Below are 13,958 nucleotides of genomic sequence, written 5' to 3'. Positions count from 1 at the left end.
TAGTTAGTTTATTTTAGATCGAAACAACGAGGGTAACGAGAATGCACGGCAAACTAAAAAGCGTCGATGACGCAGTGGCTTTGATTAAAGACAACTCCACCGTTGCCTTCACCGGCTCCGGCGGCGGGCTGCTGGAGTCGGACTACATCATGGCGGCCATCGCGACGCGCTATCGCGAGACCGGGCATCCGCGGAATCTGACCCTGATCCATGCCTTAGGTATCGGCGACGGCAAAGGATCCGGTCTCGGACGGCTGGCCATTCCGGGCCTCATCAAGCGGATCATCGGCGGGCACTGGTCGTGGTCATCCGAGCTGCAAAAAATGGCCCGTAATAATGAGATTGAAGCCTACTGCTTACCCACAGGTATCATCATGACGCTGTATCGCGAAAGCGGCGCCGGGCGCCCGGGGGTCATTTCCAGCGTCGGGCTGGGGACCTTTGTTGACCCGCTGATTAACGGTGGAAAATGCAACGACATCACCTGCGAAAATATCGTTTCGCGCATTGAGCTCGACGGCAAAACCTGGCTGCACTACAAGCCTTTTAAAGTGGATGTCGCGGTGATTCACGGTTCACAGGCGGATGCGGTGGCGAATATTTCCACCAGCGAAGAGCCGGCGGATCTGGATACCTATGCCGTCGCGTTAGCCGCGCATAACAACGGCGGGATGGTCATCGCCCAGGTGAAATCCACCACGCCTGCGCACTTTGTCCCGGCCCGAAAAGTGACCGTTCCCGGCGTAATGATCGACCATATCGTCGAGTGTCCGGCGCAGCGACAGAGCTATCTTGCCGAATACGATCCGGCCATCTCCGGTCAGGTCGCCCCGCCGGCTGAGCACCCGCTCGACGCGCCGGCTGAGGGTATTCGCCGCCTGATTTCGGGGCTGGCGGTACGGGAGCTGAAGCCAAATATGCGGGTCAATTACGGGTTCGGCATCCCCGGCGGGATCTCGGCCATGGCGGAAAAATCGCTGGTAGATTCCTGTTGGCAGATGGTGGAACAGGGTATTCACAACGGCCAGCTTCTCGACGGCGCGCTGTTCGGCGCGGCGAAGTATCCGCAGGCCATTGTCAGCTCGCTCGATCAGTTCGATCTGTTTTGCGGCGGCGGGCTGGATATCACCTTCCTCGGCATGGGAGAAATGGACGCGGAAGGCAACGTTAATGTTTCGCAGCTTGGCGACACGATCGTCGGGCCGGGCGGCTTCATTGATATTACCTGCGGCGCCAAAAAGGTGGTTTTCTGCGGCACCTTCGAAGCGAAAGGGTTACAGGTTTGCCAGCAGGGGGAGCAGTTACAGATTGAATCCCACGGGCAAATTCCTAAGCTGGTGCAAAAGGTGCGTCATATCACATTCAGCGGACCGGAAGCCATAAAGCGCGGGCAGGAGGTGCTGTACGTCACGGAGCGCGCGATTTTCAAGCTAACGGAAGACGGCGTGGAGCTGGTCGCGGTGGTGAGCGGGGTTGATCTCGAACAGGATATTCTGCAGCGCATGCAGTTCTGTCCGAAAGTCGATCGCCCCGCTATTGTTTCTCTTTGAATCGTGGGGTAATGCGGGTATCAGGGCTGTAATATCCGCATTATTGTTTCGACGTTGAAATCAAGGCGCTGCTGAAGGGAATCAGCATCCATGAAATTACGATCGAACAAAATGGCGCCAGTATATTTATTATTAAAGTAATAGTAGTTTACCGCCGCAATGGTAATCACCAGCTGCTCAGGATCGACACCCGCTCTGAACACGCCCTGCTCCACCCCGCGCTGAAGAATGTTCTCCATCAGGGCGACCATCGATTTTTGCGCTGACTTGATTGCCACTGATTTTTTCAGGTGCACGGCACGATGCAGGTTTTCGCTGTTGACCAGGGTCAGGAATTCCGGATTTTTCAGGTAGTAGTTCCAGGTAAAGCGCACCAGCGCTTCAACCGCCTCTTGCGGCTCCAGCTTTTCAAGATTTAATTTTTTTTCCGCCGCACGAATATCGAGATAGGAGTCTTCAACGACTTTCTGAAAAAGCTGCTCCTTGCTACCGAAATAGTGATAAATCATGCGTTTATTTGACTTTGCTTTTTCAGCGACAACGTCAATGCGCGCCCCGCCGAGCCCCTTTTGCGCAAACTCTCGTTTCGCGGCTTTCAGGATCCGATTTTGTGTCGCAATTGGGTCACGGACCTGCACTGTTTTTTCAGAAGCTGATTTAGTCATTACATCGTTTTGGTTGCGGATCTGGCTGATGATTAATCCTTACTCATTGGAGGAAATCAAGAAAAATTTTTGGCTGTTCTTCTTTCTGCTAGCCGCTTAACAATTTCATTACAAGGGCTGGCGTTTCCTTATCCAATCGAAAAACAGCGTGCTAACATATGTAACCATATAGTTATATATATAATATATAAGTCTTTTAAAACATCAAGTTAAATGCAAACAAACCCAACACATCCCGTCAGCACTCGTCACGTTGAAGGCAGGATGACAACGATCACACACCGGCTCTTACCGATCGGTAAGACATGCTATGAACGATGGGAAGAGAATTATGAGTAATACATTTCGCCCCGTAGACGTTAACCACGCTTTGCTGCCTGAAAAAGCGCGCGAGTTTCAGATGTTCATCAACGGCAAATGGACCGCGGGCCACGGCAGCGAAAACTTTGTGCGTAAAAGCCCGGCCCACGATATTGTCGTCAGCAGCTATCCTGCCGGCACCGCTGAAGACGTTGATGACGCGGTCAAGGCGGCCAGGGAAGCCTTTGACTCCGGGAAGTGGTCGCGGATTAGCGGTGCCGCGCGGGCGGCGGTACTGCTGAAAACCGCGCAGCTGATCCGCGAGAAGCTGGACGAGCTGGCGCTGTTGGAAACGCTTGAAACCGGCAAACCGATCGCCCAGTCCCGGGGGGAAATCCAGGGGGCGGCGGATATCTGGGAATATGCGGCAGGCCTGGCGCGCAGCGTCAAGGGTGACAGCTTTAATAACCTCGGCGACAGCATGCTGGGCCTGGTGACCCGCGAGCCTATTGGCGTCGTCGGCGTCATCACCCCGTGGAACTTCCCCTTCTTTATTGGCGCAGAACGCTACCCCTATATTCTGGCGGCGGGCTGTACGCTGGTAGCCAAGGCCGCGGAGATCACCTCCGGCACGACCCTGCTGCTGGCCGGCATCCTTCAAGAAGCGGGCCTGCCCGACGGCGTGTTTAACGTCGTCACCGGCAGCGGCTCGGTAGTCGGTCAGCATATTACCGAACATGCCGACGTTGATATGGTTTCCTTCACCGGCTCAACCGCCGTCGGCCAGATGGCGCTGCACGCTTCGGCAAAAAACATTAAGCGTCTTGGGCTGGAGCTGGGCGGCAAGAACCCGCAGGTGGTGTTTGCCGATGCCGATCTCGACGCCGCGCTGGACGGTACGCTGTTTGGTTTCCTGTTCAATACCGGGCAGTGCTGCGTCAGCGGCAGCCGCCTGCTGGTTGAGCGTTCAATCCATAAGGATTTCTGTCAGAAGCTGGTTGAGCGCGCGCGAAAGGTACGCAGTGGCGATCCGCTGGATGAAAGCACCCAGATTGGCGCGATTATCACCGAGAAGCATTTCCAGACCGTGCTCGGCTATATTGAACAGGGCAAAAATGAGGGCGCAACGCTGCTCACCGGCGGCGGCGCGGTTAACGCCGACCGCGGGCTGTTTATCGAACCCACTATTTTCGATGATGTGACGCCGGAGATGGCGATTTTCCGCGAAGAGATCTTCGGCCCGGTACTCTGCGTCACCCCGTTCGACAGTTATGAAGAAGCAATCAGAATTGCCAATGATACCTGCTACGGACTGGCTGCCAGCATCTGGACCTCAAACCTGGATCATGCGGTACAGGGATTCCGCGATCTTAAAGCGGGCAGGCTGTGGGTGAACACCACTATCGCCGGCGGTCCTGAACTGCCTTCAGGCGGATTTAAACAATCCGGCATCGGACGCGAAAGCGGCAGCTATGGACTGGATGAATATACCGAAATTAAATCCGTGCATATTCAGTTGGGCAAGCGCGCCAAATGGCTCGCTGAATGATTTTTGGTAGAGGATCGGACATGTACGACTACATTATTATTGGCGGCGGTTCGGCGGGTAGCGTCCTTGCCTCGCGCCTAAGTGAAAATAGCCACTGTAAAGTGCTGCTGGTTGAGGCGGGTCCAAAGGACAGTAACCCCTACATCCATTTACCGGTCGGTTTTAGCAAACTCACCTCCGGGCCGCTTACCTGGGGCTATAAAACGGTGCCCCAGCCCCAGCTGGGCAATCGCGAACTGCTGTTTGCCCAGGGGCGGGTATTGGGCGGCGGTAGCTCTATCAACGCCGAGGTGTTCACCCGCGGCACCCCGGCGGACTACGACCGCTGGGCGGCAGATGAGGGCTGCGACGGCTGGTCTTTTGCCGATATCCAGCGCTATTTTATTAAATCCGAGGATAACGATACCTTTTCAAACGAATGGCACGGCGTCGGCGGTCCGCTCGGCGTCTCCAGCCCGGTCGGCGCGAACCTGATGAGTAAAACCTTCAGCAAAGCCTGCCAGCAGGCGGGGTTGCCCTACAATCCTGATTTCAACGGCGCTACCCAGGCCGGCTGCGGTCTCTATCAGACCACCACCCGCCATGCCCGCCGCTGCTCCACGGCGGTGGGATATCTGAAGGACGCGAGCCGGCGCAGTAATCTCACCATTAAAACCGGCTGCCATATTTCCCGGCTGATTATCGATAACCAGCGCGCCGTCGGCGTGGAGATTTACCAGGATGGCAAGCAGCAGCGGCTGCATGCCAGCTGTGAAGTTATCGTCAGCGCCGGGGCGATCGGCTCCCCTAAACTGCTGCAGCTTTCAGGGATTGGCGCGGCGGATGAGCTCGCTAAAAAAGGGATTACGGTCGCGGCCGATCTTCCGGGCGTAGGTGAGAATCTGCAGGACCACGTGGGCATCGATCTGATCTTTGAGCTCGGTAACGCCCTGAGCTATGACAAGTACAAAAAGACGCACTGGATGATGTGGGCCGGGCTGGAGTATCTGCTGTTCCGTAAAGGGCCGGTCTGTTCGAATATCGTCGAAGGCGGCGCCTTCTGGTACGCCGATAAGCAGTCGGTGAACCCGGATACCCAAATTCACTTCCTGGCCGGAGCCGGCGTGGAAGCCGGTATCGAACCGGTGCCTTCCGGATCCGGCGTGACGATTAACAGCTATTTCCTGCGTCCGCGCAGCCGCGGCCGGGTCGCTTTGCGCACGGCTAACGCCAGCGACGCCCCGCTCATCGACCCGAACTATCTCAGCGATCCTTACGACATGAAAATGACCATTGAAGGCTGCAAGCTGATGCGCGATATCATGCAGCAAAGCGCCTTCTCGCCGTATATCCGCCGCGAGCATATGCCGGGACACGAAGCGCAAAGTGATAAAGATCTGCAAGACTACATTCGCCGCTTTGCGCGCACCTGCTATCACCCGGTTGGCACCTGCAAAATGGGCGTCGATGCGCTGTCGGTCGTCGATACCCAGCTGCGCGTTCGCGGCATTGAGGGGCTACGCGTGGTGGACTCGTCGGTGATGCCAAGCCTGGTCAGCTCCAACACCAACGCCCCTACCATCATGATTGCCGAGAAAGCCAGCGATCTGATTATCGCGTCACACTGATCGCAAATTGCCGCCCATGCTCGCACCATGGGCAAAAATCGGTTGAATAAATAACTAAATAGTTATTTACTTAAAACGAGAGAAACATAAAACATTCCGAGAGGTAACGATGAAAGTTCTCATCCCCATAAAGCGCGTTGTCGACCATAACGTTAAAATCCGCGTCAAAAGCGACGGTAGCCAGGTTGATCTCACCAACGCCAAAATGGCGCTCAACCCGTTCTGTGAAATTGCGGTTGAAGAAGCTATTCGCCTGAAGGAGCTCGGTATCGCCAGCGAGATTGTGGTGGTGACCATCGGTGATGACGCGGCCCAGGAACAGCTGCGCAGCGCGCTGGCAATGGGAGCCGATCGCGGGCTGCTCATCACCACCGCCCAGCCCCTCGAGCCGCTCAATCTGGCAAAAGTGCTGGCGAAAGTCGTCGCCCAGGAACAGCCGTCGCTGATCCTGATGGGGAAACAATCCATCGATGGCGACAACAACCAGACCGGGCAGATGCTCGCAGCCCTGTGCGGTTACCCGCAGGGAACATTTGCCGCTGAGCTACGCGTTGAAAATGGTCAGGCCATCGTCACCCGTGAAATTGACGGCGGCCTGCAGATTGTTTCGCTGACCCTGCCGGCCATTATCACCACCGACCTGCGCCTTAACCAGCCGCGCTACACCTCCCTGCCCAACATGATGAAGGCCAAGAAGAAGCCGCTCAGCATCCTCCCTGTAGAGGAGTTTGGCCTTGAATTACGCCCGCATACGGCGCTGCTACGGGTCGAAGCCCCGCCGACGCGCGAGGCCGGCGTGCGTGTCGACAGCGTCGATGAACTGCTGAACAAGCTTAAAAACGAAGCGAAGGTGATCTGATATGGCGACTTTACTCCTTGTTGAACATGATAATAACCAGCTCAACGCGGTGACCTATAACGCGGTGAGCGCTGCCCGCGAGCTGGGCGGCGAGATTACGCTGCTGGTGGCGGGCAAAAATTGCCGTACGGTCGCGGAGCAGGCGGCACGCATCGCGGGCGTAACGAAGGTACTGCTCGCCGACGATAGCGTTTTTCAAAACCAGCTGGCCGAAAACGTCGCCGCGCTGATCTTCTCCCTGCGCGAGGGCTACAGCCATATCCTTGCCGCCGCCACGTCAAACGGCAAAAACATCCTGCCGCGCGTGGCGGCCCTCGCCGACGTCGCACAAATCTCCGACGTAACTGCGGTGGTCAGCGCCAGCGTGTTCAGGCGCCCCATCTATGCGGGTAGCGCCATCGCCACCGTCGAGAGTCTCGACCCGCTGGTGGTACTGACCCTGCGCGTCTCCAGCTTCCCGGCGGCGCAAAAAAGCGAATCCTCCGCACCGATTGAGCACATCAGCCGCGTCGATAATCCGCCGCTTTCCCGCTTCATTCACGAAGAGCTGGTGCCGTCGGACCGTCCTCAGCTTTCTACCGCCCGCGTGGTGGTCTCCGGCGGCCGTGCGCTGGGCAGCCGCGAAAACTTTGCGCTTATCGCACAGCTTGCCGACAAGCTGCACGGCGCCGTGGGCGCATCGCGCGCGGCGGTGGATGCGGGTATGGTCGCCAACGATCTGCAGGTCGGGCAGACCGGAAAAATCGTCGCGCCGGAGCTCTATATTGCGGTGGGGATTTCCGGCGCGATTCAGCACCTGGCGGGGATGAGTAATGCCAGGGTCATCGTGGCCATCAACAGCGATGAAGAGGCGCCTATTTTCAAAATCGCCGACTACAGCCTGGTGGGCGATCTGTTCGAAATTGTGCCGCAGCTGGTGGCGAAACTCTGATCCGCAAAAGGCAGGCAACGAAAGGTGGAGGTAATGGTGGAACGTGAAACGATGGAATTTGACGTCCTCATCGTCGGTGGCGGCCCAGCCGGGCTGTCGGCAGCCTGCCGGCTGATGCAGATGGCGCAGCAGGATCAGCGCCCGCTGAGCGTTTGCGTCATTGAAAAAGGCGCCGAGATTGGGGCGCATATTCTTTCCGGCGCGCTTTTCGAACCCCGGGCGCTCAATGAGCTTTTTCCCGACTGGCAGTCGCTCGGCGCGCCGCTCGCGACGCCGGTAACGCAAGATGAGCTGTTGCTGCTGCGCGATGGCGAAAAAGCGTGGAAGATCCCGGCGGCCTTGATCCCTGCCCCGATGCATAACACCGGTAATTACGTCATTAGCCTGGGGGATTTTTGCCGCTGGCTGGCCCGCCAGGCGGAGTCACTGGGGGTGGATATTTTCCCCGGTTTTGCCGCCGCCAGCATCCTGTACGACGATGCGGGTGCCGTCGCCGGTATCACCACCGGCGATATGGGCGTTAATGCTGCAGGACAAGAGAAGCCAGGCTTTACGCCGGGCATGAACCTGCTGGCGAAATATACCCTTTTTGCCGAAGGCTGCCGCGGCCACCTCGGCAAACAGCTAATCACCCGTTATCAGCTGGATGCCGGCCGCGATGCGCAGCACTACGCGTTGGGGATAAAAGAGCTGTGGGATATCGCTCCGCAAAAAAGCCGTCCCGGAAAGGTGGTACACGCCTCCGGCTGGCCGCTGAGCGACGGCGCGACGGGAGGGAGTTTTCTCTACCATACGGGGAATAATCAGGCTGTCGTTGGGTTGATTGTCGATCTTAACTACCGCAACCCCTGGCTAAGCCCGTTCGATGAGTTTCAGCGCATGAAGCATCATCCGGCCTTTAGCGAAACCCTCAGCGGCGGGAAGCGCCTCTCCTACGGTGCGCGCGCTATCACCAAAGGGGGCATCAATGCGCTGCCAAAAATGCACTTTCCCGGCGGGCTGCTGATTGGTTGCGATGCGGGAACGCTCAACTTCGCCAAGATTAAGGGCAGCCACACGGCAATGAAAAGCGGCATGCTGGCCGCCGAAACGGTCTATCAGGCGCTGGTACAAACCCCCGATGAAAAACGGAACCTCGATGATTTTGCCCGGGCGTTCAGCGAGTCATGGCTGGGGGAAGAGCTGCGCCAGTCGCGTAACTTTGGTCCGCTGCTGCATCGTTTTGGCACGGTGGCAGGCGGCGCATTCAACTATATCGATCAGAACTGGTTTAAGGGCAGGCTGCCGTTTACGCTGCACGACCGCAGGGCAGATCATCTCCAGCTGGATACGGCCGAACTCAGCGCGCCCATCAGCTACCCGAAGCCGGATAACCAGCTGAGCTTTGATAAACCCTCTTCCGTATACCTGGCGAATACGTCCCACGATGAAGATCAGCCCTGTCATCTGCGGCTAAAAGACGCCGAACTTTCGCTGCGGGAAACGCTGCCTCGTTTTGCTGAGCCAGCGCAGCGTTATTGCCCGGCGGGGGTGTATGAAATTATCGCCCCGGAAGGCAAGCCCAGATTACAGATTAACGCGCAGAACTGCGTGCACTGTAAAACCTGCGATATTAAAGATCCGCTGCAGAATATCGTCTGGACGGTCCCCGAAGGAGGCAGCGGCCCCAACTACCCGAATATGTGATCTTACCCGTTCCCGCCCCGGCAGCGCCGGGGTTTTCTTTGCCTCGGCTCAGTCGCCCCATGCCGTTCACCCGCAGCGGGCGTGAGAAAACCGGCATCATCGTGAACGGACCATTCCAGCGCAATATTTCACCACACGCTTTCACAGCGCGAGCGAAGAAAGTTCGCGTTTGCCCAAGCCACCATTACAAACCATAAAAAAGGCCGATCGCCTGAGGCGACCAGCCTTATCCCGATTGCGATATCAGGCAACGGGCGCTATGCCAGCAAATTACGCCCGATAATCATGCGCTGGATCTGGTTAGTTCCTTCATAGATTTGAGTTATCTTGGCATCGCGGTACAAACGCTCCACTTCCACGCCACGAATATAGCCCCCGCCGCCAAAAATCTGCACCGCGTTACCGCTGTGCTGCACCGCCGCGTCGCCCGCAAAGCACTTCGCCATTGAACAAGCAATCGAGGTGTCCGCAGCGTCGGTATCAATTTTATACGCCGCGCTGTGCACCAGCAGACGAGCGGCTTCGGTATCTTTGGCAATATCTGCCAGCATAAACTGCACCCCCTGGAAATCAGCAATCGGCTTGCCAAACTGTTCGCGCTGCTTCGCATACTCAATCGCCGCCTCAAGACCGGCGCGCGCAATGCCTACCGCCAGCGCGCCAATCCCCACCCGACCTTTATTCAGCACGCTCATCATAATATGGAAGCCGCGGTTTTCCGGCCCCAGCAGCGCGTCCGCCGGCAGCCTGACCTGGCTGAAGTGCAGTTCGCCGACCTGCGACGAGCGCTGGCCCATCTTATGCTCTTTAGCGCCGCGCGTGACGCCGTCGCGGGAGCAATCGACGATGAATATGCTCATCCCGCGGTGACCGGCTTCTTTATCGGTGCGCGCCAGAACGAAGGCCACATCGGCGACCGGCGCATTATGGATCCACAGCTTGCTGCCGTTCAGCACCCAGCCCTCTTCGCTGCGCGTGGCGGTGGTTTTTATTCCCGAAACGTCAGAGCCGGCGCCGGCCTCAGTGATGCAATAGGCCCCTTTCAGCGAGGCGTTCAGCAGCCCTGGCAGCCATTGGGCACGCTGAGGATCGTTACCGTATTTGGACAACAGCGTACCCAGCAGCTCCACCAGGCCGCACTGATCGGCAATCGAAGCGTAGCCGCGCGACAGCTCCTCCATCACCACGGCGTAGGCAACGGCATCCAGCCCAACGCCGCCATACTCTTCCGGAACGGTGATACCAAACAAGCCCAGCTCACCCATCTGTTGATAGATCTCGGCGGCAAAGCGCTCCTCTCTGTCCAGCTCTTCTGCCTGAGGCCGAATCACTTCGTCGGCAAACTTACGCGTCATTTCGCGGATCTGTTGATGGGTTTCAGTCAAATACATGGTCATTCTCCTGCCGGCTATTATTCATGCCGCCTGTTTTTCGCGACATCCGAACGCATTAATTAAATAACCAGATAGTTACTACATTGGATAAATACTGTTGTCAATACGGTTAAATAATTGTTGTTAACTCAGCGACAGATATTGCAGAGAAAGGCCATTACCCGGCCACAGGAGGCCGGTCAGGTTATCACTTTCGCCGGGAATGCCTTGACTTTTACCTGAGCAAAAAGTACACCTTACAAGTAACCAATTGGATACTTAAAGAAGAGATAAACATGCTGAAAATCGACCTGCCCACACCGCAAGGCACCCTCGCTGATTACCGCCTTGTGACGACGGACGAACGAGCCGGTACCATCGTCCCCGCGTTTAATCGGATTGCCTATGCCGCAGCCCATGTGGTTATCGATCCCCGGCATCAAGGCGCGGACTGGCTGAACAATCCGCGTATTGACTGGGACTCGACGCTGGCCTACCGCCACCATCTGTGGCGACTGGGATTTAAAGTTGCCGAGGCGATGGACACCGCCCAGCGCGGCATGGGGGTAAGCTGGAATATCGCGCAAGAGCTGATTGTGCGCTCTCTGAAGGAGGCGAAGACCATACCGGGAGCCGATCTTGCCGCCGGAGTCGGCACCGATCAGCTGGAGGCGGCTGCCACGACCACCCTGGCGCAGGTCATCGCCGCCTATGAAGAGCAGATGGAGCTGGTCGAGAAGCATGACGGTAAAATTATCCTGATGGCCAGCCGCGCCCTGGCCGCGGTGGCAAAATCACCGCGGGACTACCTTGCCGTCTATAACCGCCTGCTTGAACAGAGCAAAGGCAAAATTATTCTTCACTGGCTGGGCGAGATGTTTGACCCTGCGCTGGGCGGATACTGGGGATCGGCAGATTTCAACGCCGCCGCTGATACCGTGCTTGAGGTAATCGGTAACAACGTTGATAAAGTGGAGGGCATTAAGATCTCACTCCTGAGTAAGGAAAAAGAGGTCGCCTTCCGCAAGCGCCTGCCGCCCCAGGTTAAAATGTATACCGGGGATGATTTCAACTATCCCGAGCTGATTGAGGGGGAAGATGGCTATTATTCACATGCGCTGTTGGGCATTTTTGATGCCATCGCTCCGGTTGCCGCCGCCGCGCTTAACCAACTGGCGCTGGGCAATAGCCACGAATACTACCGCCTGATGAATCCTACCGTTGCCCTGTCGCGGGAAATCTTCAAGGCACCGACGCAATATTACAAAGCAGGCATTGTGTTCCTTGCCTGGCTTAACGGCCATCAGAACCACTTCGCGATGGCCGGTGGAATGCAGTCAGCGCGGGAGATCGGCCATTATGCTGAAATTTTCCGCCTCGCCGACCGGGCCGGCCTGCTGCAAAATCCGCCGCTGGCCACCCGGCGAATGCAGAATCTGCTCACGGTTTACGGCCTCTGAGCACAGAGGCGACGACCCAGAGCCGACGGCTCTGGGTAAATCACGCCTCTAGCCAAATTCGCGGTGGCGTTGTTTACACATCGCCAGCACCTCATCCGGCTCCCGCTGCCACCAGTTATTCTGCGAAAAGATCTCCACTTCGTGAAAACCCGTATAGCCTAACGCCTCCAGCGCCTGACGACGGCTGCGGATATCAATCACCCCGTCCCCCATCATCCCCCGGTCCAGCAGCATATCCGCAGTCGGTACCAGCCAGTCGCAAATATGAAAAGCCAGCAGCCGGCCCGCGCCCGCGCGCTCAATCTGCTGCTGAAACTGCGGATCCCACCAGGTGTGATATAAATCGACGGCGATACCCAGCCCCTCATCACCTAACTGGTCGCACAGATCGTTTGCCTGCGCGAGGGTGTTTACACAGGCGCGCTCGGCGGCATACATCGGATGCAGGGGTTCAATTGCCAGCGGCATGCCGAGCGGGCGCGCGTATTCCAGCAGTTCGCTTAAGCCATCACGCACCTGCTGCCTGGCGGCGGACAAATCCTTCGACCCCGCGGGCAGCCCCCCAACCACCAGCACCAGGCACGGAGCGCCGAGCTCCAGCGCTTCGTCCACTGCCCGTCGGTTGTCCAGCGCCTTGTCGCGGCGCTCCTGCGCAGTGCTGCCGGGAAACATCCCCCCGCGGCAATAGCCGCTTAGCGCCAGCTCGTTATGGCGGATAAGCCGCGCTGTCTCTTTTAGCCCCAGCGCCTGGACCTGGTCGCGCCATGGCGCGATGCCGCGGATCTCATGCCGGGCGCAGCCTTCGATGATCTGATTAAGCTGCCATTTCTGCCGTACCGTGGCGGTATTAAGGGACAGTTTACGGCTGTCGGGTTGATTCATCTCGGCGACCTCGTTGTTTGCTTTGTCTGAAAAACGTAAAACCCACCTAAATTGAGCATCAATTTTCTCAACAAAGGATTATAGAAATGAACGTGTTGGGTAAATACGATCGCCATCACATAACCAACTAGTTAGTTATAAAATCAAGGCAGGAAGACAAAGAAAGGGAGCCTGGTGGGCGAGAGAACCCTCTGGAGATGATGACCCAAGGTGGAATACTGTCCGGGGAGAAAAGGCAGACGCCGGGGAGGTCTGCCTGATTTATCGGGGCCGAGGCTACCAGCCGCAGACGTTGGTCTCTTCGTCCGATTCATAGCCGCGGACGATATTAACCAGATCCTTCACCGCATCGGCGGCAATGAGCGGATCCTGTAATTCGACGAGGGTCGCAAATTCTTTATCTACCGATATGCCGTTATTATTATTGGTCACCGACAGAATAAAGCCTTTGCCCTGTTCATTATCCACCGACAGTGAACCAATAAGTTCTGCTACCGCCTGCACCGCAATATCGGGAACATAAAGCGCCATCGGTTTCAGATAGACTTTTGCTTGTTTTTCATCATTGTTGCCGTTAACAACCGCTAATGAATAGCCTTTATTTTCACTGTTCATAAGTTCAGCTTTATCCCTCTATCAGAATTTTAGGATCGACATAGAAATCCACGTTAAAAACGGTATCTTCCGTCAACGCTTCAATACGGTGCCATTTTTCCGCCGGAAAGACGCCGAACTGGCCGGCCTCTATCGTCATCGTTTCGACAGGCTCAGGGGCGGTTTCATCCGTATAACCATAATAGCGTATAGCACCCTGCATGACCGCCAGACGAGGGTAGACGCCCTGCCGCGTGCCGGCATCAAGATGTCGCTGCCAGATTGACGCCGGTGCCGTTTCTTTGGTCCATAGCGGGGTTGTGCGGGTATGCACGTAGTGGGTAGGAATAACGATACGCTGCATGATTCGGCCTCTCTTTCCGCACCATTAAGCACGGTCGGGAACGGGGAAATATATTGCATATGATATACCCCTTTTAATCACTGAGGGTATTATTTTTTAAGAAATTTCACTCTACCCCTATTTATACCCAACAAGGAT

The 13,958-nt window shown here is 56.7% G+C and carries 12 protein-coding genes; 7 read left to right on the top strand and 5 right to left on the bottom strand.

What is annotated here, in order from left to right:
- Positions 1–41 precede the first annotated feature (41 nt).
- Positions 42–1,550: an acyl CoA:acetate/3-ketoacid CoA transferase gene (locus M2416_RS22870; RefSeq protein WP_259226993.1), complete on the top strand. Its 1,509-nt coding sequence runs from the start codon at positions 42–44 to the stop codon at positions 1,548–1,550.
- A 20-nt stretch (positions 1,551–1,570) separates the two neighbouring features.
- Here the strand turns inward: M2416_RS22870 and M2416_RS22865 are convergent, their stop codons facing one another.
- A complete protein-coding gene (locus M2416_RS22865; RefSeq protein WP_076945629.1) occupies positions 1,571–2,215 on the bottom strand; it encodes a TetR/AcrR family transcriptional regulator in 645 nt (214 codons plus the stop codon).
- A 331-nt stretch (positions 2,216–2,546) separates the two neighbouring features.
- Here M2416_RS22865 and M2416_RS22860 point away from each other — a divergent pair, with 331 nt between their 5' ends.
- From M2416_RS22860 to M2416_RS22840, 5 genes are all read left to right on the top strand, one after another.
- Entirely contained in the window at positions 2,547–4,064 is a 1,518-nt protein-coding gene (locus M2416_RS22860) for an aldehyde dehydrogenase family protein (RefSeq protein ID WP_259226991.1), read from the top strand.
- 20 nt (positions 4,065–4,084) lie between these two features.
- Positions 4,085–5,671: a GMC family oxidoreductase gene (locus M2416_RS22855; RefSeq protein ID WP_259226989.1), complete on the top strand. Its 1,587-nt coding sequence runs from the start codon at positions 4,085–4,087 to the stop codon at positions 5,669–5,671.
- A 109-nt stretch (positions 5,672–5,780) separates the two neighbouring features.
- Complete coding sequence (locus tag M2416_RS22850) at positions 5,781–6,530, top strand: electron transfer flavoprotein subunit beta/FixA family protein (protein ID WP_076945632.1); 750 nt, start codon at positions 5,781–5,783, stop codon at positions 6,528–6,530.
- Position 6,531: 1 nt separating this feature from the next.
- Positions 6,532–7,461 carry an electron transfer flavoprotein subunit alpha/FixB family protein gene (locus tag M2416_RS22845; RefSeq protein WP_076945633.1) on the top strand — a complete coding sequence of 310 codons (930 nt, stop codon included), beginning with the start codon at positions 6,532–6,534 and terminating at the stop codon, positions 7,459–7,461.
- Positions 7,462–7,494: 33 nt separating this feature from the next.
- On the top strand, positions 7,495–9,147 hold the full coding sequence (locus M2416_RS22840; RefSeq protein ID WP_259226988.1) for an electron transfer flavoprotein-ubiquinone oxidoreductase: 1,653 nt from the start codon (positions 7,495–7,497) through the stop codon (positions 9,145–9,147).
- A 257-nt stretch (positions 9,148–9,404) separates the two neighbouring features.
- Here the strand turns inward: M2416_RS22840 and M2416_RS22835 are convergent, their stop codons facing one another.
- Positions 9,405–10,538: an acyl-CoA dehydrogenase family protein gene (locus M2416_RS22835; protein WP_259226986.1), complete on the bottom strand. Its 1,134-nt coding sequence runs from the start codon at positions 10,536–10,538 to the stop codon at positions 9,405–9,407.
- A gap of 278 nt (positions 10,539–10,816) precedes the next feature.
- Between M2416_RS22835 and M2416_RS22830 the strand changes: the two genes are divergently transcribed.
- Positions 10,817–11,980, top strand: coding sequence for a dihydrodipicolinate synthase family protein (locus M2416_RS22830; RefSeq protein ID WP_076945636.1), 1,164 nt, complete (start codon positions 10,817–10,819; stop codon positions 11,978–11,980).
- A 48-nt stretch (positions 11,981–12,028) separates the two neighbouring features.
- Here M2416_RS22830 and M2416_RS22825 read toward each other — a convergent pair whose 3' ends face one another.
- From M2416_RS22825 to M2416_RS22815, 3 genes are all read right to left on the bottom strand, one after another.
- Entirely contained in the window at positions 12,029–12,862 is an 834-nt protein-coding gene (locus tag M2416_RS22825) for a sugar phosphate isomerase/epimerase family protein (RefSeq protein ID WP_259226981.1), read from the bottom strand.
- A 276-nt stretch (positions 12,863–13,138) separates the two neighbouring features.
- Positions 13,139–13,477, bottom strand: a complete 339-nt coding sequence (locus M2416_RS22820; RefSeq protein ID WP_076945638.1) for a DUF1869 domain-containing protein — start codon at positions 13,475–13,477, stop codon at positions 13,139–13,141.
- 10 nt (positions 13,478–13,487) lie between these two features.
- A complete protein-coding gene (locus M2416_RS22815; RefSeq protein ID WP_041146340.1) occupies positions 13,488–13,820 on the bottom strand; it encodes a TehB family protein in 333 nt (110 codons plus the stop codon).
- Positions 13,821–13,958: the final 138 nt, after the last annotated feature.

Origin of the sequence: Klebsiella sp. BIGb0132 (genome assembly GCF_024810075.1) — a bacterium.
Taxonomy (GTDB): domain Bacteria; phylum Pseudomonadota; class Gammaproteobacteria; order Enterobacterales; family Enterobacteriaceae; genus Klebsiella; species Klebsiella terrigena.
Note: the sequence above shows the minus strand (reverse complement) of the source record. Positions and strands in the feature narration are given on the sequence as shown.